Genomic DNA, 20264 nt, shown 5'->3' on the forward strand with positions numbered 1-20264 from the left:
GCACCCCGACCAGCAACGACTGACAAGATCAACAGAAGACGCGAGGGTCAGAACTCAACCGACGAGAAAGGGTCACCGTTCAACCGCCGCCGACAACGGCCTTCAAGCCCGCCGAAGCGGCCATGTGATCCAGGTGCGGGAGCGGTCTTCGACAAGGACGGACACGTCCGGATCTCCTGCGGGCTCCTCGCCGAGGTGAGTCTCGGCACGAGCGTTCGCGTTACGACGTACAGCCGACGACAACAATCGAGTCGCCTCGCTCAACCGCCCGAAGCGAGAAACGACCCGTCGCGTCGACAGGGACAGCGGGCTCTCTCGATGACGCGCCTTCTGATTGTGGCCGACAGATGGTTCCGGCAATCCAAGGATGGCTCGGGACGAGGTGGGCCCTTCGTCACGCCCGGTCGGGGGTGATCACTGAGCCGCCCGACCGCGTGAACCACCGCTGTCAGTCATACCCGTGGCCGCCATCACTCTTACTGATGAAGCAGGAGGCGCTGAGCCAAGAGCCCCTTAAAGTGTCTTGATTATTGCCAACTCCGCGGTACGCTTCTCTCATGTCTGAGCTGCGAGAGAACCGACCTCACCTGGGTACCTGTGTCGAGCTGTTCGCGGGGGGCGGCGGCCTCGCCATGGGGGTTCACAACGCGGGCTTCCGGCCGCTCCTGGTGAACGAGTACGCCAATCGGGCGGTCGAGACGCTTCAGATGAACGACATGCCTGGCGGCGGGGCTTGGCCGCTCAAGCCTGGGGACGTTCGCCTCCTGGTCGATGACTTCAAGGACCTGGAAGGCGAGGTCGACATCCTCGCCGGCGGCCCTCCATGCCAACCGTTCAGCCTCGGCGGCGCACACAAGGGCATGGAGGACGAGCGGAACATGTTCCCGCAGATGTTCCGTGCGATCCGCGAGATGCGGCCGAAGGCAGTCATCTGCGAGAACGTGCGCGGCCTGCTGCGTCCGTCCTTCAAGCCCTACTTCGACTACATCCTTAACGAGCTGCGCCTCCCCTTCGTCAAACGAGAGCCCGACGCCTCCTGGGAAGACCACAACGAGGTTCTGGAGAAGCTCATCGCCAACGACTCCGTGCCCACTTCGGAGCGTTACGTCGTGAAGTATCACCAAGTCAACGCGGCGGACTACGGTGTGCCCCAAATCCGCCATCGGGTCATCATTGTCGCGTTCCGCGCGGACCTTGGCGTGAACTGGGAAGACTTCGAACCGCGGCCAGCCTACTCAGACGAGGCACTCATCCACTCCATGCGCGACGGCGGCGAGTACTGGTCGGAGGGCCGCCACGCAGATGTCGACGATGACGTAAAGGACCGAGTCATCGCCAGCCTCCCCGACCTCGACCTTGAGGATGAGAAGGTCCAGGAGAAGCTGCGGCTCAAGCCGTGGCGCACGCTCCGGGACGCGATCAAGGGCATCGATGAGAACGAGGGAACCCCGCTCGAAGAGGTGTCGGTCGACGCGGTGAAGAATAAGGGCCAGGTTGGCCCCATTCAGGATCATTTCGGCTGGCCTGGTGCCCGCACCTACACAGGGCACACTCCGAACGTCCTGGACCGGCCGGCGAAGACCGTGAAGGCTGGTGTGCATGGAGTTCCGGGTGGTGAGTCCGTCATGCAGCTCGACGACGTCACATTCAACGGGACTGGCTATCGCTACATGACTGTTCGCGAGACCGCGCGTGTCATGACCTTCCCGGACGATTGGCGGCTTGCTGGACCTCGCGGCGAGAAGATGCGTCAGCTCGGTAACGCCGTGCCGGTTAAGCTCGGTGCGACCTTCGCCGAGGCAGTAGGAACGGCGCTCAAGTCCGTCGGAGCGCTCAAAGACTCAGAGAAGAAGCAGTGACTGAAGCCGCCGCTGCTCATCAGCGGCGTTGGAACGACCGAATGCCGCCGGACCGGGCGTACAAGCCTCGCGCCGAAATGACGCGGGCTGCACGCTCTGCGGAACAAGACCGAGCCGCTGGCGGGCGACACCGACGTGCTGTCCTGCTTGGCGACGGGGGGTTCGCACGGGCTTCGATCGCGCTGCGCCTGTATCGCAAGACCCGACGCATCCGCGCGTACCTCCGCTGGTCCGACAAGGGCGAGACCGAGGAGAAGTACGTTGGCGACGTCGACAGCGCGACCCGGGCGGCGAACCTGGCCCTGGCCTGGGAGAAGGCGCGCGCTGCACATCTAGTAACCGACGAGCCGCTCCCAGCGGAGTCGACTGCGGTGTCCACCGCCGTCCGCGCGGTCATGGTTGCGAACAAGGGGCGCGACACCAAGCCTGAACTCATACTGCGCTCGGCGTTGCACCGCAGGGGGCTCCGGTACCGGGTTGGCATGAGGCCGCTTCCCGAACTCCCGCGTACGGCGGACATCGTCTTCACCAAGGCGAAAGTCGCGGTGTTCGTTGATGGTTGCTACTGGCACGGATGTCCTGACCACTACCGACCCTCGAAGCGACGAGCCGAGGCGTGGCAGAACAAGATTCAGACCAATCGTGATCGCGATGCCGCGACCAACCTCGCCCTGCGCGAGGCGGGATGGACAGTAATCCGCGTCTGGGAACACGAGGACGTCGAAGAAGCTGCCGGACGTATCGCTGAAATGCTCGCCCCAGGCAATGCCACGGGTAGTGGCCAATGAGGGACGAGCCGACCCTTCTGGGCACTTCACACAGAAGAGTACATATCTCAGGGAGCTGATTCTGACTAGGCTCCCTAGTCGGCGACAAGCCCTTGCTGAACCCAGTGGCTACGTATGAATTCCCGCGATTGATCGGCTGACTGCTTGCTGGCTTCAGGCATTCGCTCAGGCGCCGACCACGGCCGGCCAGGGTGCAGCTCGTCCCATGGCGGTCGGGCTTGGTTGCTCCGCTTCCCCCCGGGCGCATGGTTACCAAAGCCGTCCACCACGGTGTTCCACACTGGCCGGAACTGTCGAATCATGAGCTGTTCGGCGAGGGAAACAAAGAAGTCCACCGCAACCAGATAGCGCACGCGGAAGTCCTCCACTGCCATGTCACCGGCATGTTCCAGCGATGCGCGATGCTCCCTGATCCGTTCCCAGAGTGGCACTTCGTCCTCTTCGCGAGTCGCCAATCCCTTACGGCCGCCCGGGTACACCGCCTTGCCGACGTAAATGGGTGTGCGACAGCCGTCGGCGATGGGGCGATAGAGCTCGTGATCACCTACGTAGTAGATCGCGTAGATCCCGGCGCCAAACATGGGAGGCACCTCGGTGATAGGCGCAGGTTCCATCTCGAGCATCCGCATCTCGATGCTCCGGCCCAGGTTCTCAAGCTTGAGAGGGTCGTACGGCTCGGGTCGCACGGCGTTCTTCCTCCAACCACCCCTCCTACTAACCAACTTCGCTGGCTCCATTGTCGGTTCAGCCTCCTCGGACACCGGTTCCGCCCCTCCCCTGGTAGGCATCGTGATCAATCGCGCACCAGACTACGGGTGGGTAGCTCCGTGCTCCAGGTAGACCATCTCGGAGCGTGCTCGAGCCACACAGGCGGCGTGGACGCGGCGGGCGAGGCGCGGGATGAGGACTTCGTCGGGCTGGTCGGTAGTGTGGAAGGCGTACTCGCTGATCTCAACCTGGTCGACGGTGATGCGGTCGAGCTCGTCGGCCGGGAGGACGCCGCCGTCGAAGACGAAGAGGAGCTTGTCGCCCTCGGTGGGGTGGGGTGCCCAGTCGGCGACGAGCAGGCGGCCGATCGGCGGGGTGATGCCGAGTTCCTCCTTGACCTCTCGGGCCGCGCCCTCGCTCGGGGTCTCGCCGGGGTGGAGGTAGCCGCCCGGGATCTCCCAGCCGGGCTTGTAGGTCGGCTTCACGAGGAGGACGCGGTCGTCCTCGTCGAAGAAGAGGACCCCGGCGGCGGTTCGGGGCTGAGCACTGGCCTCGGGCGGGCCAGGGCAGCGCGTAGGTTCGGCACCACTCACGGATTCGGGTTCACTCGCGTTGGGGCGCGGGCTTCGACCCGCTTCCGCAGGCTCCGGGCGGCCGGACCGCGTGAGCGGCTTGGGTGACCGGGCGGGCGGGCTCACTGACTCGGATGGCGGAGGCGACGATAGCGTGGTATCCCTCACGACGGCCCGAGGAGAGGGCGTCGCCGGATCACCCAGCACGCGGACCGTCGGTTTCCGGTAGCGAACGGCTACACCAGCCGCGGTGGTGAGTTCCACCAGCTCAAGTGTGAGGTCGCACGTCGTAGGGCCGCCGGCCTCGGTCAGGGCACACTGAAATTCGGCAACAGTCTTGGCCAGCTCCCAAGAGCTGCTCACGAAGCGGAAGACACCGAGTGCCGGCTTCTCGGCGAGCTGGAAGTCGATGCTGATGCTGGGGATGGGGCCTCGACCGGACTTCGCCTCCAGCCTGCGGCCCTCGATGCTTTCTGGACACCCACACGGCTTGCCGGCATCCGCCTCCGGCGCGAGCAACCGGGTGCCGTCGCAGTCGTGGAGTACCTGGCCTTTGTAGCCGAAGAGCAGCATGCGGGCCTGGACGGCGGATGGTCCTTCAACGATGATCCGCACCGTGTCGTAGTCGGTCAGCACCTCCAAGGAGTCCTCGGCCGTCGTCTCCCACTTCGTGGGCTCACCACCGAGCAGACTCGCGACACCCGCGGCAACGTCCGGGGCAGCCATGGTCACGCGCCACGCGTCCAGCGCCTGCGGTCGGTTGTCCACCAGCCGCCCCGCCCGAAAACGGCCGACGTAGTCCGACTGGCTCTCCGAGCCGCTGCCAGAATCCTGTCCTCTGCTTGCCACAGCCCGCAGCCCTTTCTCACGCAAGCGACGCCCCGTCAGGTTGGACGTCGAACCTCCCAGCCCGTGATGAGCGTATTCCGGGAAGGGGCAGCCTTGATGCGATCCACTGTTGGGCCTCGGTCGCATGTCCCCTCCTCACATGCATGCTGCTGCCCGTCTCGTAGCGTCAGAAGCGATTCCCAAACCGAGGGGCATGGCCGTCGCTCGAACTTCTGAGCAGACCAGGCTCGTTCGGGTGATCGCTCCGCGGTCAGCGCATAGGAGAAGGGCCTCCTGCGCAGTTCGGTGATGTCGAGTCAACGAACCATCAGGAGGCCCTGGTGCCCCACTGTGACGCGTCCGCACTGCCCGCGTCCAGCTCCGGCATGTCGTGCGATTGCCTCGCACACCGGCTCGGGAATGCCGCTGACCAGCCGGACCGTGTCCGCCAATACGCCAGCGACCTGACGGACACGGAATGGACCTTGGTCCGGCCGCTGCTTCCGGTGCCGGCCTGGCTGAACGGGCAAGGGGGCCGCCCGGAGGGCTTCTGCCACCGCCAGCTGATGGACGCGGTGTTGCTACCTGGTCGCCGAGGGCGTGCGCTGGGCGAGCCTGCCGGCCGGCTTCCCCAAGTGGCGGGCTGTGTACCGGTTCTTCCGCCGCTGGCGCGACAACGACCTGATCAAGGAACTGTACGGCCGGCTTCGCGCCCGCCTGCGCGAGCTGGCCGGGAAGACGGAAGAGCCCACCGCCGCGATCATCGACTCCCAGTCGGTGAAGGGCGACGCCACCGTGCCCGCCTCCTCGCACGGCTACGACGCGGGAAAGAAAATCAACGGCCGCAAGCGGCACATCGCCGTCGACACCCTCGGCCTGCTGCTGGTCGTGATCGTCACCGCGGCCTCCGTCAGCGACCGCGAAGCCGGCCGCGACCTGCTTGAGCGTCTGCGCGCCCGGCACCGCACCATCACCCTGGTCTGGGCCGACGGCGGCTACACCGGCTGGCTCGTCGACTTCGCCTCCGCGGTCCTCGCTCTCGCCCTGACCATCGTCAGCCCCGACGACGTGTCCGGGTTCACCGTGCTGCCGCGCCGCTGGGTCGTCGAACGCAGCTTCTCCCACCTGATCCGGGCCCGGCGCCTTACCCGGGACTACGAGACCCGCACCGACAGCGCCGAGGCCATGCTCTGGTGGGCCGCGAGCATCCCCGCCACCCGGCGACTGGCCCGGCGGGGCGCCCCCGCGCCCCGCCGCCTCAGCCGGCCCGCCCCGACCGCGGCCTGAACAACCCCGGCCCCTCCTCGCTCAGCCACCCACGCTCCACCAGCCGCTTGGCGCGGAACCGAGCGGCCTGCTCCCGCGCGTCACTGGCCCGCCAACCAAGATGCTCGCGCATTCGCCGGGCCCGCACACCGCCCCCGCCACCGGCCGCGTCATCCTCGACCAGCGCCACGATCGCCGCGCAGTCGCCCGGCAGCACCGCAACATCCAACCCCTGATGCCATCGCGGCACTTCGACCCTGGACGCAACACCACTCACGGCCTCCGCCGCCCCGGCGTCCGGCACGTCCCGTGCTGCGGCCAGGGCATCGACGACCTCCTCACGGGCAACGGCCGCGCGCCGCGCGGCCTCCTCCGCCTCCGCCACCGCCGCCCGGACCCGCTCCAGCTCGGCACGCAGTTCCTCCACCCGGGCCAGCGCGGCCCGTTCGCGTTCCTCCAGCAGTCCCATCACCGATGGCATCCGCCACCTCCGCACAAAACGAGCGTGAGCACAGCGGATCCAGCCTGCCTACCCGGCGGCGACTACATGCCTGAACAGCGAAAACTTGAAGCTACGTCCGCTTTGAGAATCGCTTCTCAGCCCACGCACCGGCGAGCTGGGCGCGGAGGTGGGCCTGGCGGGCGTGGTGGTGTTGTCGCTCCAGCCGCCAGGCGCAGAGGTGGCAGGCCGCGAGGGTGACGGTCTCGCCTTCGACGGTGAGTGTGCCCAACTCGGCGACTTGGGTGACTTCCTCGCACTTGAAGCAGAACCCGGTCGTCCACGCGAAGCGGAGTCGGAACTCGGCGGGCGGGTTCCGGTCACGTCGGAGTCTCACGTCCTGTCGCTCCAACTCGACCGAGGTAGGGGGAGAGAGCTGGAAGAGGTGACGTCGCGGCGCTGGATCTCGCGCTCGATGACGAAGGCGACCTCGGGCCACGGCAGTGCCATCGGTGCGGTGAGGCTCCAGAACCCGTGGCTCGCCCGGACCAGGGCGCTGACCCCGAGCGGTGCCGCGTCGGCGGGAACGCCGGCAAGGATACGACGGAGTATCCCGCCGGCCCCTCGTGCCGCAGGGGCGATGCCGTTACCGACGAGCAGCGTCGCGGTTCGAACGGCGTCGAGCACGTCGGCGTCCATACCGGCCGTCGCGAAGCGGCCGAAGGCCAGCTCCCACCACGGGCGACGGGTGCGAGCCCAGGCCAGGCGCTCAAGGCCGGAGCCCAGGTCCACCGCCATGCAGCTGGGATCCGCAGCATTCCAGAGCAGGACGATGTCACCGATGGGAAGGTCCAGGTGTCGGAAGTGCACTGTGAGGCCGCAGACTTCGCGGCGTTGCCAGATGGCGTTGCGGCCATGGATGGTGAGGTGTCTGGCGTGGAGCCCGATGCCGGACAGCACTGTGAGCCAGTGATCGAAGATTTCGGTGAACTCGGCTGTCCGAGTGACGGGTTCGATGCGCGAGATGTTGACGAACGAGGTGAGGAACCCCTCCTTCAGAGCGCCGACATGGTCCCGCTCACCGGTCAGTCGGACAACCGGCTGGGGAAGGTAGCCACGGCGGAAGACGTACGGCTTGCCGTCCTTGAGGAGGGGGTCGAGCGCTTGGACGGCGGAGATCGTCAGCTCGGTGTCCCAGCCCCACCGCATGGGCAGCGGCCTCGCACGGGCGACGCCCGCCGCACGGAATCCACTCTCCAACTGCTGCAGCAGACCAGCCCACTGGAGCGGTCGACTGGCCGGACGGTACGGCGTCCCCCGGCCGCGGTGGCGGATCTCGAAGCGGCCGTCAGTACCGTGCTCAATGTCCCACTGTGGGCCGAGCCCGAGGCGGTCGCTCAGGAGATCGAGCGGCCTCGACGGTGAGTCCGCGGTCAGCACGGCCGGGTCGCCAGAGCGCGGAAGTGCCGCTCGGGGTCGAACCGGCTCAGGCCGACGTCCTGCACGGTCGGCGCGTCCAGTCGCAGGCACCGCTCGATCGCTGCCGCAAGCGCCAAGGCCGCGTCCTCGTCGGCGTGTTCAGGATCGACCCTGGCAACGACCCCGGTGCTCTCGCACAGAGCCGCCTCCGCACAGGTGCCGTCTCGCCAGCAGAGCGCGGCGACGGGTGTACCAGCACGCAGGGACTCCCCGAACACGGCGGCGCCGGCCTCCACGTAGCTTCGTGAGCAGGTGTAGACGTAGACCGAGGCATCGGAGAACGCGGCCGTCTTGGCCACCCCTCCGACTTCACCGACCCAGCTGACGTGATCGGCTGCGAAGAGTGCCTGGTGATGTCGCACGTAGTCGTTGTCGAAGACCGGTCCGACGATGCGTATCCGCCGGCCGAGCAACTGGGCCGCGCGCACCGCGAGGTGCGGCGCCTTCTCCTCGTCGATCCGGCCGAGCCAGACGAGGTCGCGGCCGGGCCTGGCGGGAGGTTCGGCTTCACCGAGCCCGAGGTGGACTGCGTGCTCCAGCACCGGCGTGTGGGCGGCGTACAGCCCCGCCATCTCGGGCGAGTAGCAGTACAGCCGGGAGCGCTTCGCGTCGAAGGCGTCGGCGGCGTGCCGGAAGACCGGCGAGTGCTGGAAGGTCGCGACGTCGCAGTCGAGATCGGCCCAGACCCGACGCCACCCGGGGAGCGATGGGTACTCGTGTCCGACCACGAGCAGGTCGTAGCCGGTGGAACGCAGGTCACGAGTCTGCCGGGTACCCGGCTGGAGGTCCTCTAGGCGGACCGGGCGCAACGCCCAGTCGTCCGCGAGGTTGGTCCTCCAGCCGGGGCCGAGGAGGTGTACGTCGGCGCCTGCGGCTCGGGCGCCTTCCGCCACTGCCCAGAGCCAGCGTTCGATCCCGCCGTAGCCGACGGGTGGGAAGGTGTAGCTGCTGGGGAAGTCGCAGATGCCGACTAACACTTATGCCTCCGTTGTTCCGTCCGCCGAGATCCGGCGGAATCCGAGGTAGGGCACCAGGGCCTCGGGCAGGACGATGGAGCCGTCCTGCTGCTGGCACTGTTCGAGAAGGGCGGCCAGGGTGCGGCCGATGGGCAGTCCGGAGCCGTTGAGGGTGGCGACGGGCTTGGTCTTGCCGTGCTCGTCACGGGTGCGGATGCCTGCTCGGCGGGCCTGGAAGGAGCCGCAGTCCGAAACGGAGGAGATCTCGCGGTAGGTCTGCTGGCTGGGCAGCCAGACCTCGATGTCGTAGGTGATCTGGGCGGAGAAACCGAGGTCGCCGGCGGCGAGCTGGACGACCCGGTAGGCCAGTCCCAGCTCCTTGAGGCAGGCTTCGGCGTGGCTGAGCATCTTCTCCAGCTCCGCCTGGGAGTCCTCGGGGTCGCAGATGCGGACCATCTCGACCTTGGAGAACTGGTGCTGGCGCAGGATGCCGCGGGTGTCGCGGCCGTAGGAGCCGGCCTCCGAGCGGAAGCACGGGGTGTGCGCCGTGAGGGCCAGGGGGAGTTCGGCGGGCGGGATGATCTCGTCCGCGTAGAGGTTGGTGAGCGGGACCTCGGCGGTCGGGATCAGGAAGAGCTCACGGTCACCCATACCCGTGGCGAAGAGGTCCTCCTCGAACTTCGGGAGCTGGCCGGTGCCGGTCATGGTCTGCCGGGTCACGAGGTACGGGACCGCGTGCTCGACGTAACCGTGCCGCTTGGTGTGCAGGTCCAGGAAGAGCGTCGCCAGGGCACGCTCGATGGCGGCGCCGGCACCGCGCGAGACGCTGAACCGGGAGCCGGAGAGCTTGCTCGCGCGGGCGAAGTCGAGGATACCGAGGGCCTCGCCGAGGTCCACGTGGTCCTTCGGCTCGAAGGAGAAGGACGGCGGCGCGCCGAAGCGACGGATCTCGACGGCGTGCTCGTCCGAGTTCCCCTCGGGGGTGCTGTCGAGAGGCAGGTTGGGAATGGTCAGCAGGAAGTCGCGCAACTCCTGCTGCACCTGCTCCTGCTCCGCCTCGGCCGATCGGATCTCTTCCTTGAGCTCGCGGGCTCGGTCCTTCAGCGTCTCGGTGTCACCGCCCTGGCGGGCCGCCTGCTGGACCTCCTGGGCGACCCGCTTCGACTCGGCCCGCAGCTCGTCGACGCGGGTGATGAGCTGGGACCGGCGGGACTGAAGAGACTCCAACGCAGAGAGATCCAGGGTGTAGCCGCGGCGGGCGAGGCGGCGGACCGCCTCGGAGCCCATCTCGATGAGGGCGCGGGGATCATGCATGGGAGTCTGTCTCCTCCAGCTGAACGGATGGTTCGTCGAAGGTAGCAAGGACGCGCTCGTCCTCTGGCCGCGACGACCATCCGCCCGCTGCTACGGTCTCCTGCTCCTCCGCGGCCAGGTCGTCGAGCAATGTCCCTACGAGCCTTTCGAGTTCGTCATCCTCGATCCCGACCAGGTACAGGCAAGGCACCTCATCGAAGAAGATCGGCATGGCCCGACCCGGGCCATCGCGCGAAGTCCGTCTCCGCCACCGCAGCACGGCGGCCAGTAGGCCGTGTGCGACGACCACCCGGGGCGACGGCAGGTGGAGCATCCCTCGGAGTCCCACCAGCATTCTGCGGACGGCTCCACGCTGGGACTCGGCCGCGCCGGGCGGGTGCGCCCATGGTCCGGCGACGACGAGCCAGCGCGCGTACTTGGTGAAGGGTCCGCCTTCGAACCGCCCGTAGTCGACTTCGTTGAGCGCGGGTTCGACCCTGATGGGCCGGTCCGCGTCGCCCATCAACAGCCTGGCCGTCTCACTCGTGCGGGCGAACGCCGAGGCGACCCAGGTGCCCGGCTGAACGGCGGCGACCACGCCGCCGCCGGTCCGACAGGCGACGCGCCCCGCCGGATCCAGCGAAAGATCGACCTTCGGGTCGCCGTTGACGCGGTGGGTCGCGCTGTAGCAGGTACTGGCATGACGCAGGAGGTAGGTGGTCACGCGTGCCCGCTCCTCTCATTCGTCGCCGTGAGGCCGCGGTCGCCGGCCAGCCCCGCGATCACCCGCTCCATCACGGAGGCGCGGTCGTCACCCAGCTCCCGGTAGTAGAGGAGCCCGTCCACGCAGAGGGCGAGGCTCCAATGCCGCAGCCGACGCGGATCGAGGCCGGCGACTGCGACGGCGATCCCGAAACGCTTGCGGGTACCCGTGCCCAGGTCGTAGTAGACGGTCCAGAACGCCCAGTCGAAGACCTCGTCGCCGACCATCGGCAGGGGGTCCGCGAGGACCGGCTTCTGTTCGTCGTCGAAGAGGACGTTCTCCCGGTAGACGTCCGCATGAAGAACCGAAGCGCGCGCCCCGTCCGGGCGCAGACCGGTGACCAAACCCTCGCCGAGCCCCGCCCAGTCGACCGCCAGCTGGGGGCGTTGGGCCGCCAGACGACGGTGCACCCGCGGGACCAGCTCGCATTCGAGGAAGTCGTGAAGACTGGGAAGCGCTGCGGTTTTGTTGTCCGAGCCTCGGCCGAGACGATGCAGCTCCTGCAGAGCGGCGGCTACCGCCTCGAACTCGTGCGTCTCCGGCCCGGCGGAGCCGCCGGGGACGGCGGCGACCACCTCCAGGGCCGCGACACCGAGGTCGTCCGCGCGCTCGATCACCTGGACAGCCGGCCCGGTTGCCCAAATCCCGAGGGCGATCGTCTCGTTGCGATAGCGGTTGTGGTCGGGCCACGCCTTCAACAGAACCTCGCGTCCTCCGGAGCGTTCGTGCGCAACCATCAGCAAGGATGCGTGGCCGGCGTCGTGGTAGCTGCCGAGGGACAACTGCCAGCGGCGTGCGGCCTCGTTGAAGAGCTCGGGCGCGCGGGCGAGCCATCCGTGCACCTCCGGGCCGTAGTGGTCACGTAAGCGCCTCCAGGCGCCGCGCGGGGGCGGGAGCGTGTGCGACTCGGTGCGCATCAGCTGAGCCGGACCCCGTGGTGGACCAGCTCGGCAGTAAGTTCCGGGAAGCCACCGAGAGCCAGGGTCACCTGGGCCCGGACCTTCTCGATCTCCGGATCCTCCGCCGCGAGGCGGATCAGGACCTTCCAGGGCTGGTCGAGCCGCTGACCGGTCGCGCTGACCAGGTGCACCTCGGCGTAGCTGCCGGTCTCCTCGTACAGGCGCTGGGCGAGCCGATTGGCGGCCAGGTTGTACAGCTTTCCGACGTGGTAGACGGGGTTCTTGCCGCTGGCCCCTTCCAGGTTCATCGGGCGCAGCGGGGTGATCAGGCCGTTGACCCGGTTTCCGCGGCCGACGACGCCTTCGTCGCCCGACTCGATGGAGCTGCCGGTGTAGGTCAGGTAGAGCTCGTCCTTCTCGGGGACGTCGCGGGCGTTGAGGAGGAAGGTGATCTCGACGCCGGGGAGGTACTGCTCGGCGAACCGGGCGCACTCGGCCAGGACCTCCTCCTTGTTGGCGAGGTACGCGGCCCGGTGGGGCACGTGCTCGGACTTCTGCGGGACACACAGGATGGCCTCGGCCTTGGCGCCGTCGAAGTGCCCCATCAGCTTCACGTCGGAGCCGCACCAGGGGTTCGCCAGGGTGAACTCGCTGACGCCGGAGAGGTGGTTGACGAGCGCGTGGGCGAACTGCTCGAACGGGGCCATCGGGGCCCAGCCGGTGCCGAGCGAGGTGTCGTTGGAGAGCAGGGTGTGGCGCTCGCGCAGGTCGTCCACCGAGCGGGGCGCGAACCAGCGCGACCGGTCGGTGCCGCTCTCGTCGGTGACCACCGCGCCGGGGCTGGGATTGCTGGTGATGTTGAAGACCAGGTCGAGGTGGCCGACGAGCTCGGGCAGCCGGTCGTGGAAGAACGCCGTGACGGCCTGCTCGACCAGCTCCCGTACCGGGATGTCCTCGCCGCCGCAGGCGTACGCGGCCCGGCCGTTGACCAGCACCCTCACCGGAGCCGTCATCCGGCCGGCGCCGTAACGGACCTCGCAGGAACCTCCGAGCAGGGCGAGCTTGTCGAAGTTGTGGTGGAGCACGGCGCCGAATCGGTCGAGCGTGTAGCGGCTGTACGCGCGGGAGAGTTCCTCGGCCAAGTGGTCGGCGAGGGTGTCGGGGTGGCCGAGTCCCTTGCGTTCCAACAGGACGAGGTCGGTGGGGAGCGGACGCCCGGTCTCGATGGTGATGCTGCTGTTCTCCGCGGTCGTGCTGACTCGCTGCATGGCGATCTCCTCTTCCGTCAGTTCCGCTACGGCGGGCAGGCGCTTCCGTCGCGCTAATGCGCCGAACACCTGCACCTCAAGGCCGTAGCGGTGTGTAATGGGCGCTGAGCGCTGGGAAACATTCAGCACCGCCGGTGAGCGGCCCGACCAGTGCCGGCATTCGGACAGCGACCGCCGTCCACAAGAGACGCCCAGGGGGATCACGTGCCGCGACCGCTGAAGCCTCTGGACCCCACCCGGTCCGCCGCCCACTGGTTCGGCGCGGAGCTCCAGTACTGGCGGAAGCTCAGGGGGCTGAGTCAGGACCGGCTTGGTCAGCTGGTCCACCTGAGCGGGGACCTGATCAGCAAGATCGAGCGGGCGGAACGGCCCTGCAAGCTTCACCACGCCCAAGCACTGGACACGGTCCTCGACACCGGCGGCGTGCTCGCCCGGAGCGTCGCGCTCGCCGAAGCCGAATTGGACAACCGCTCGGGGGAAATGGACAAACGGCGTGGTGCGGCCGTCAAGCCTCCCCGAAAGGATCTGCTCAGGGGCAGGCTGGAATTACCACCCCCAGCCTCCGAGTGGAACGAGTCCGACCCCATGGAACGACGGAACTTCCTCGCCGCGACGAGTGCAGCTCTCGCCGCAGGCCCTCTGGCTCAGCTGCTGACCTCCACCCCGGCTGCTGCCGTACCGGAGGTCGTCCGGCCCGCCGACGTGGAGCAGATCCGCACCGCTGCGACCACGCTGCGCAGCTGGGACAACCTCTACGGCGGTGCCGGCGTCGTGCGCGACACGGCGCTCGCTCAACTCCGCTGGGCTGCAGGCCTCCTGAACAGCCGCTGCCCCGATCCGCTGCGGGCTGAGTTGTTCGGCGCCGTCAGCCGCCTGGCGACCGTGGTCGGCGCCTCGGCGTTCGACGCCTTCGCCCACGAAGATGCCCACCGGCTCTTCGCCTTCGCCACCTCGTGCGCCGAGGAAGTGGACAACTGGCCGCTCCGCGCCATTTCCTACAACCTCCGCTCCCGTCAGGCCATCTGGCGAGGCGATCCCGACTCCGGGCTCACGTTCGCCGAACTCGGTCTGGCCCGTGCCGACCGGCTCTCTCCCGCCGAACGGTCCATGCTCCACAACGCCCGCGCCCGTGCGCTGGCGAAGATGGGCCGCACCCAGCAGACCATGGCCGCGATCGGGGCTTCCGACGACTCGTTCGCCGCCATCGCCCCGGCCACCGAGGGCCCGTGGATGGCGTACTACGACAGCGCCCAGCACCATGGGGACACCGGCCACGCACTGTTCGACCTCGCCCTCGCCGGCCACCCGCCGGAGGAGGCGCTCCGGAGGCTGCAGGCTGCGGTCGACGGGCACGGTGGAGGCTTCGCAAGGTCCCGTGCGTTCTCCCGGACCAAGCTCGCCACGCTCCGGATGGCGGCCAGCGACCCGGAGCAGGCCCTGAGCGAGAGCCGTAGCGCACTCGCCGAGGTCAGCGACCTCCGCTCATTGCGGGCCAACCACGAGCTGGCCGAGCTCGGCCGGGTCGCTCAACGCCACCGCAGCCTTGCCGATATCCGGGACCTGCGGGAACAGATCGCCGCTACGGTGGCGGCGTGAGCGACCCCAGTGACTCCCGTTCCGTCCTCCTCAAGGCGTGTGCGGAGGTCGGCCTCTCCGCGGCGGGGGCCGAACCGATCCGGATCGGCGAGAACGCACTGTGGCGCTTGCCGCTCGGGGTCGTGGCCCGTATCAGTCGTCCTGGGCAGTCGACTGCCGCGAGCCGCGAACTGGCGGTCGCCCGGTGGCTCCGCGACTGCGGGGTACCTGCGGTACGCCCGCTCGACCACCTCCGGGAACCAGTGGACGTGGACGGCAACCCGGTGACCTTCTGGCACGAGTTGCCCCCGCACCGGCCAGGAGCCGCTGCCGACATCGCGCCGCTACTCCGACGCGTCCACCGACTTCCCGTTCCGGACATCCCGTTGGGTGCCCTCGACCCGTTCGTCCGGCTTGACGCCCGGATCGACGATGCGGCCACCCTCGACGACACCCAGCGGCACTGGCTGCGCAGCTGCTTGGCCGAACTCCAAACGGCATGGCGCAACCTCCCCCCAGGCCTGACCACGAGCGTCATCCACGGAGATGCCTGGCGCGGCAATGTGGCGGTCACACCCACCACGAACTACCTGCTCGACTTCGAACGGACCTCGCTGGGGCCTCCCGAGTGGGACCTCACGGCCACCGCCGTCGGCTACGACACTTTCGGCACCGTTTCGGACAGGGAGTACGCCGCGTTCTGCGAGGCGTACGGAGCCGACGTGATGACCTGGGCTGGCTACCCGGTCCTGCGGAGTATCCGTGAGCTCCGGGTCACCTGCTTCGCTCTCCAGCATGCGGCGGCCGATCCGGCTCGACACCAGGCGGAAGCCCACTACCGTCTCTCCTGTTTGCAGGGGGAGAAAGGTCCTCGCCCGTGGGGCTGGACAGCTGTCAGCTGAGATGTCGACCCGACCGCGATGCCTGCACCTGTTTGGCGGGGGCGGAGGCTCCGTACCCGCCCAGCCGAAGTTGGTCAGCGTGTTCGGCGCACCTGGTCGGGTGCGACCGGCGGCGGTGTGATGACCGGGGTAGCCGGTGTGCCGGTGGTGCGATTGACGGTGGTGCGGGCGCGGGCTGCCCTGGTGCGCAGTTCGTCGGGGGTTGCGGCCGGTGCGGGGGTGGGGAGGTTGGCGTCGCGGCGGATGCGCCAGGTGAGGACGGCGGCGGGTGAGTCGGCGGTGGCGAGTTCGCGTCGTCCGGCGGCGTTGGTGAGCAGGGTGGTTGGGTTGTGGCCGGTGGCTTCGGCTTGGGCGAGGGTGGCGGCGAGAGCTGCCCAGTTGTCCTCGGCGAGGAGACGGGTGGCCTGGTCGGCGGGCAGGGTGCGGCGGACGGCGTCGGCCTGCCGGTCGTGGTCGGGCTTTGGGAGGAGTCGGCCTTCGAGGGTGAGGTGGGCGATGGGCTTGGCAGCGTGCCGGGTGTAGGCGGCGCGCAGGTGGCTGGCCGCCGTGCGGGCGGCGTCGGCCTGGTGGCGGTGGCCTTGGGCGGTGTGCCACTTGGCGATCACGATGGTGAGCAGGACGAGGCTGGTCAGGATCGTGGCGGCGGCCGTGCCGTCCTCGCCCCGGCCGGTGGCGGGTCCGGCGTGGAGAAGTTCTCGGGCGGCGGAGCGCATCGCGCGCAGGTCGGCGCCGGCTGCGCGGGTGTGGGCGGTGCGGGTGTACTCCAGGGCCCGTGCGGCCTGGTGGAGTTCCTTCCTGCTGAGGGTCGGGCTGGTGGCGGCGAGTGTGTCGAGGACTTCAAGGCTGCCTCGGATCACCGCCTCCGCGCGGGCGGCGTCCTGGTCGTCGTCGAAGGCCGGGTAGACGTGTTCGATGGTGGTGCTGGCCCGGTGGCGGCCGTCAGCGGGCCAGGTGCGGGGGTCGGGTGTGGGGTAGGCGGGCTGGTCTACGCCGAGGGTGAAGCGTGCCTGGATCTTCGGCTGGGTGAGGTCGGAGGCGAGTTTGCTGCCGGAGAACCAGATCGGCTCGCTCTCGTCGCCGTTGGGGAGGGCGAACTTGTAGCCGGTCACGTCGCCGGAGGGCGCGCGGCGCACGGCGAGGAGCACGCCCTTCGCGGTGAGCCGGGCGGTGAACTCCTCCTCGTCCGCGGCCCCGGCCAGGGCCTGGCGTACGGCGGTTCGCAGGCGGTCTCGGTCGGTGCCCTCCTGGCCAAGGCGCTGGGCCTTGTGCAGTTCCTTGCCCTTGGCGCGCTTGGGGATCGCATCCCGGTACTCGCGGGTGCGGGTCTCGGAGAGGTCGCGCAGCCCGTACTGGCTCTCGATCTTGGTGAGCTCGTCCTCGACGCGGTACTGGTCGCTGCGCAGGCGGGCCTGGGTGAGGTCGGCGCGCACGGTGGTGGCCAGGATGTGGATGTGGTCGTCGGCGTGGCGCACGGCGATCCAGCGGCAGCCGTCCGGGTCGCCGTCTGGTGCGATGCCGGCGGCAGCCACGATCCGGCGGGCGATGGTGCCCCACTCCTCGTCGCTGAGGATCCGGTCGGTCGGGTCAGCGCGCACAGGTCGGTGGTAGACGTGCTGGGTGACCGGCTTGCCGTAGCGAACAACATGCAGGTCCAACGCGTCGCGCAGCTGCACGAGGATGGCATCCGAGTCACCCGGGTCACGGCCCGGGTCAGGAGCGAAGCCGTCCCAGCACGCGACGATGTGCGCATCGGTGTGCTCGTTGGCCTTGCCGGGACCGAAGAGGTACTTGAGCGCGCCGAGCGTCTTGGACCCCCGTAGGGGCTTGCTGATCACCGGCGCTTCGCCTTCGCCAGGCGCATGGCCGAAGCGTCGACCTCCGCGACGGCCGCGCGGACCTCGGAGACCAGCACAAGGGCCCTGTCGAGAACGGCTGCTGCGGGACCCAGCTCTATGCCGGCGCCTATGTTGAACTGGTAGGCGATTTGGTTGGCGTTGTTGCCGACCGGCGCCAGCTGGCCGCGTGCCGCATCGAGCGCCATGATGGCCCGCTCCAATTGCTCGTCGCGGGTGGTGATGCCGGCGAGGTCGTTGGCCAGCGCCTGGCGCTCCAGGTAGGCGGCAACGTTCAGTTCGGCATTGGCGGCCAGCTGCTTGATGCGCGTCTTCTGGGCTTCGGTGCAGCGGAAGCCGACCTCCGTCGTCAGGGGATTGTCGATGTCACGGCGGCGACGCTTTGGGGCGCGCTGTGCGCGGCGGGCGGCGCTCGCGGAAAGGCTGGCGATGGGGAGCGTCAGCACGTCGGCGATGGGCTCGGGCGGCGTGTTGGTGGGCTTCTCCTGCTTCGCCGCGCCCTCGCGGTGAAGGTCCGGTGCTGCCGCCCTCGGCAGCACCGGCTCGTCCACGCCCTCCTGGGCGGGGGCGTCCGCGTGCGTGGCCCCGTAGGGGCCTCGTACGCACTCGCTTGCTCCGCCAGGGGCAGGGAAGTGGTCAACTCCGTTGCGGTCCTGGGAGGTTACAGGCTTCCCGAGCAGGCTGTTCAGGGTTCGGCGGGCGGCGTTCACGCGTGTTGTTCCTCGGTGGCGGCTGGCGATTCGGGCTGGTGAGCGTCTGGGTGGGCAGTGTCCGGGTGGTTGCCGGTTTGGCTGTGCCGGAATTCGCAGGTATGGGCGACGTGTCAGGCGCGGTCTTCCCGGGACCGAACGCCACATGGGACTGGTGTCCGCGGTGCGAGTCGAGTCCGGCTGGGTGCAGTGACCGGGCGGCGGTGGACTTCTGCCGAGTGCGGCGGTGGGTTGGCAGAAGTCGATGTCCGGCTGACCGATCCGGTCGGTCAGCCAGACACCGAGTCTGGTCAGTCGGCCTCGGGGCGCGGAGGGTTCTGTTCGTCGGCTTGCTCCTCGCGGAGCTTTCGCATCAGCTCGGTGAGGCGGGTACTGCCGAGCGGAAGGCCGGCGTCGCGGACGGCTTGTTCGACGATCGCGCGGGTGAGGCGGCCCTCGGCGGCGACCGCCGCGCGGCCCACCTCCAGCAGCCGCTCCATCGGCGCGCCTGGCGGACGCCCGATCGGCTTGTTCTCCACCCCGGCCGCGCCTTCGGCCTGGGAGTCCGGGTCATCGACCGGCTGGTCGTCTACTTCTGCCGGTTCGGGATCGGGCAGCGCCTCGCGCCACTCGGCGGGCAGAAGTCCGGCGGCCGCCAGGAGCGTCAGGAGCGCGTTCTCGTCGCTGCGGTCCTCCGCCCGTTCCGGCCGGAGCTCCGGTTCGGGGTCGGCGGTCACCGGGTCGGCAGAAGTCTCGGTGAGCGGAAGGGCGTTCTGCTCGGCGGGAGCGGGAGCGGAAGCGGTCGCGGTGTCGTGGCCGTGGCGGGCGACGAGGATGTAGAGGTGGACGGCGCCGCCGAGGGCGAGCGGGGCGAGGGTGGACAGGACACCGACGACGGTGTCGGTGAGCCTCAGCCCGCTGCCGGTGGTGGGCAGTTGGTTGAGGCGGACGGCGTGCAGGGCGTTGGCCCAGACGCTGGTGGCGGTCGCTCCGGCGAAGAGCGTCCAGGCGTAGGCGCGGGCGGGCCATCGGGCGTCGCGCAGGACGAGCAGGGCTCGGACGCCGTAGGCGATGAAGCCGTCGATGATGATCGGGAAGAGGTAGGTGAGCGGGCCGCGGACGTGGGTGGCGCCGGCCATCTGCCGCAGGGCGTCGTAGGACAGGACGAAGCCGAGGACGCCGAGCAGGGCGACGGCGAGGCGGTCCCAGACAGTTGCCTGGACGGACGGCGTGTGGGCAGGGGGTATCGCGATGGTGGTCAAGGGTGGTGCTCCAGGGGTGGCCTCGCCGCAAGCGGGCATGGCGATGCGGCGAGGCGGCGGTGGGGTGAGGCGTGGGGAGGCCGGCGGCCGGGCGGGGCTGTTCAGTTTCCGAAAGGCGCGGCGGTTCAGAAACTGAACGGCTCCGGCGTTCAGCGCCTGGATGGCCTCAGGCGGCGGTTCGCCTGCGGCGGTCGGTGCCGGTGAGGATGGCGCGTTCGCACATCTCGGCGAGGCGGGAGGCGGTGCGGTCGCCGAGGGCGTTCTTGATGTCGCCGGGCGCCAGGTTGGTGGTGAAGATCGTCGGGAGCAGGTGCTCGTAGCGGTGGTCGACCAGCCGCAGGGTGAGTTCCTCGGTCCACTCGGACGCCTTGGCAGCGCCGAGGTCGTCGAGGACCAGCAGCGGGCAGGTCATTAGATCGCGCATCTCGCGCTCGGTGTCGATGCCCTGGCGGGGTCGCTGGGAGGCGTACAGCTCGGTGGCGGTGAGCTTGGTCCAGCGCAGGCGCACACCGGCCTTGAGCAGGCTGCGGATCGCTCCGTACGCCTGGTGGGTCTTGCCTGAGCCGGTGGTTCCGGCGATCAGGAGTGAGGGTCCCTGGGCGATGCCCGGGGTGCCGCCGGGGCCGGGTCGGCAGGCCAGGGTGACCTGCTGGACCCAGGTGGTGACCTCCGGGTGGTCGGCTTCGGCCAGGCGGTAGCGCGGCGGGATGCGGCGGTCGGCGAGCTCCAGTGCCGTGGAGGGCTGGTCGGCGTCGGGCAGCGGCCGGTCGGGGTCGATGCCCTTGGCGGCCAGCATCCGTTCCAGGCGCAGGACGGCGCCGGAGGCTGGCTGCGGGTCGCGACGCTCGTCCGCGCGGCGGGGGCT

19 protein-coding genes are annotated in these 20264 nt (G+C 69.1%); 5 read left to right on the forward strand and 14 right to left on the reverse strand.

Annotated features, from left to right (window positions below):
- Positions 1-557: 557 nt before the first annotated feature.
- Entirely contained in the window at positions 558-1859 is a 1302-nt protein-coding gene (locus ACFWJ4_RS27115) for a DNA cytosine methyltransferase (protein ID WP_380548056.1), read from the forward strand.
- A complete protein-coding gene (locus tag ACFWJ4_RS27120) occupies positions 1856-2647 on the forward strand; it encodes a very short patch repair endonuclease (protein WP_380548059.1) in 792 nt (263 codons plus the stop codon). Before ACFWJ4_RS27115 ends, ACFWJ4_RS27120 begins: the two co-directional genes overlap by 4 nt.
- Positions 2648-2721: 74 nt before the next feature.
- Here the strand turns inward: ACFWJ4_RS27120 and ACFWJ4_RS27125 are convergent, their stop codons facing one another.
- Both ACFWJ4_RS27125 and ACFWJ4_RS27130 read right to left on the reverse strand, forming a co-directional pair.
- Positions 2722-3333 (reverse strand): Eco29kI family restriction endonuclease, encoded by a 612-nt coding sequence (locus ACFWJ4_RS27125; protein ID WP_380548061.1) that lies wholly within the window; start codon positions 3331-3333, stop codon positions 2722-2724.
- A gap of 123 nt (positions 3334-3456) precedes the next feature.
- Entirely contained in the window at positions 3457-4902 is a 1446-nt protein-coding gene (locus tag ACFWJ4_RS27130) for an NUDIX domain-containing protein (RefSeq protein WP_380548064.1), read from the reverse strand.
- Positions 4903-5355: 453 nt separating this feature from the next.
- Here ACFWJ4_RS27130 and ACFWJ4_RS27135 point away from each other — a divergent pair, with 453 nt between their 5' ends.
- The gene (locus tag ACFWJ4_RS27135) at positions 5356-6042 is read left to right on the forward strand and encodes an IS5 family transposase (RefSeq protein WP_380548067.1); all 687 of its coding nucleotides are present in this window, start codon (positions 5356-5358) and stop codon (positions 6040-6042) included.
- On the opposite strand, the gene ACFWJ4_RS27140 is transcribed toward ACFWJ4_RS27135, so the two are convergent.
- The 8 genes from ACFWJ4_RS27140 to ACFWJ4_RS27175 form a co-directional block, all read right to left on the reverse strand.
- Positions 6014-6493: a hypothetical protein gene (locus ACFWJ4_RS27140; protein WP_380548070.1), complete on the reverse strand. Its 480-nt coding sequence runs from the start codon at positions 6491-6493 to the stop codon at positions 6014-6016. The two genes, ACFWJ4_RS27135 and ACFWJ4_RS27140, sit on opposite strands and share 29 nt — an antisense overlap.
- A gap of 100 nt (positions 6494-6593) precedes the next feature.
- The gene (locus tag ACFWJ4_RS27145; protein ID WP_380548072.1) at positions 6594-6857 is read right to left on the reverse strand and encodes a hypothetical protein; all 264 of its coding nucleotides are present in this window, start codon (positions 6855-6857) and stop codon (positions 6594-6596) included.
- Complete coding sequence (locus ACFWJ4_RS27150; protein ID WP_380548075.1) at positions 6854-7900, reverse strand: hypothetical protein; 1047 nt, start codon at positions 7898-7900, stop codon at positions 6854-6856. Before ACFWJ4_RS27150 ends, ACFWJ4_RS27145 begins: the two co-directional genes overlap by 4 nt.
- Positions 7894-8916: a glycosyltransferase gene (locus ACFWJ4_RS27155; protein ID WP_380548078.1), complete on the reverse strand. Its 1023-nt coding sequence runs from the start codon at positions 8914-8916 to the stop codon at positions 7894-7896. The genes ACFWJ4_RS27150 and ACFWJ4_RS27155 overlap by 7 nt, the downstream gene beginning before the upstream one ends.
- The gene (serS, locus tag ACFWJ4_RS27160) at positions 8917-10209 is read right to left on the reverse strand and encodes a serine--tRNA ligase (RefSeq protein ID WP_380548081.1); all 1293 of its coding nucleotides are present in this window, start codon (positions 10207-10209) and stop codon (positions 8917-8919) included.
- Positions 10202-10912, reverse strand: a complete 711-nt coding sequence (locus ACFWJ4_RS27165) for a histidine phosphatase family protein (protein WP_380548084.1) — start codon at positions 10910-10912, stop codon at positions 10202-10204. The genes serS and ACFWJ4_RS27165 overlap by 8 nt, the downstream gene beginning before the upstream one ends.
- Positions 10909-11793: an aminoglycoside phosphotransferase family protein gene (locus tag ACFWJ4_RS27170; RefSeq protein WP_380373595.1), complete on the reverse strand. Its 885-nt coding sequence runs from the start codon at positions 11791-11793 to the stop codon at positions 10909-10911. Before ACFWJ4_RS27170 ends, ACFWJ4_RS27165 begins: the two co-directional genes overlap by 4 nt.
- Positions 11794-11867: 74 nt before the next feature.
- Positions 11868-13118, reverse strand: a complete 1251-nt coding sequence (locus ACFWJ4_RS27175; protein ID WP_380548087.1) for a methionine adenosyltransferase — start codon at positions 13116-13118, stop codon at positions 11868-11870.
- 204 nt (positions 13119-13322) lie between these two features.
- On the opposite strand from ACFWJ4_RS27175, the gene ACFWJ4_RS27180 reads away from it, so the two are divergent.
- A complete protein-coding gene (locus ACFWJ4_RS27180; RefSeq protein ID WP_380548089.1) occupies positions 13323-14714 on the forward strand; it encodes a helix-turn-helix domain-containing protein in 1392 nt (463 codons plus the stop codon).
- The gene (locus tag ACFWJ4_RS27185; RefSeq protein ID WP_380548092.1) at positions 14711-15595 is read left to right on the forward strand and encodes a phosphotransferase family protein; all 885 of its coding nucleotides are present in this window, start codon (positions 14711-14713) and stop codon (positions 15593-15595) included. The genes ACFWJ4_RS27180 and ACFWJ4_RS27185 overlap by 4 nt, the downstream gene beginning before the upstream one ends.
- Before the next feature lie 74 nt (positions 15596-15669).
- Here the strand turns inward: ACFWJ4_RS27185 and ACFWJ4_RS27190 are convergent, their stop codons facing one another.
- The 4 genes from ACFWJ4_RS27190 to ACFWJ4_RS27205 all read right to left on the reverse strand — a co-directional run bounded on the left by ACFWJ4_RS27190 (position 15670) and on the right by ACFWJ4_RS27205 (position 20195).
- Positions 15670-17430: a relaxase/mobilization nuclease domain-containing protein gene (locus tag ACFWJ4_RS27190; RefSeq protein ID WP_380548095.1), complete on the reverse strand. Its 1761-nt coding sequence runs from the start codon at positions 17428-17430 to the stop codon at positions 15670-15672.
- Positions 17427-17999: a plasmid mobilization protein gene (locus ACFWJ4_RS27195; RefSeq protein ID WP_380548098.1), complete on the reverse strand. Its 573-nt coding sequence runs from the start codon at positions 17997-17999 to the stop codon at positions 17427-17429. Before ACFWJ4_RS27195 ends, ACFWJ4_RS27190 begins: the two co-directional genes overlap by 4 nt.
- Before the next feature lie 449 nt (positions 18000-18448).
- Positions 18449-19399, reverse strand: a complete 951-nt coding sequence (locus ACFWJ4_RS27200; protein WP_380548101.1) for a DUF2637 domain-containing protein — start codon at positions 19397-19399, stop codon at positions 18449-18451.
- A 166-nt stretch (positions 19400-19565) separates the two neighbouring features.
- Positions 19566-20195, reverse strand: coding sequence for an ATP-binding protein (locus ACFWJ4_RS27205; RefSeq protein ID WP_380548138.1), 630 nt, complete (start codon positions 20193-20195; stop codon positions 19566-19568).
- Positions 20196-20264: the final 69 nt, after the last annotated feature.

The sequence above is a fragment of the Kitasatospora sp. NPDC127067 genome, from assembly GCF_042724755.1.
Classification (GTDB): Bacteria; Actinomycetota; Actinomycetes; order Streptomycetales; family Streptomycetaceae; genus Kitasatospora; species Kitasatospora lactacystinica.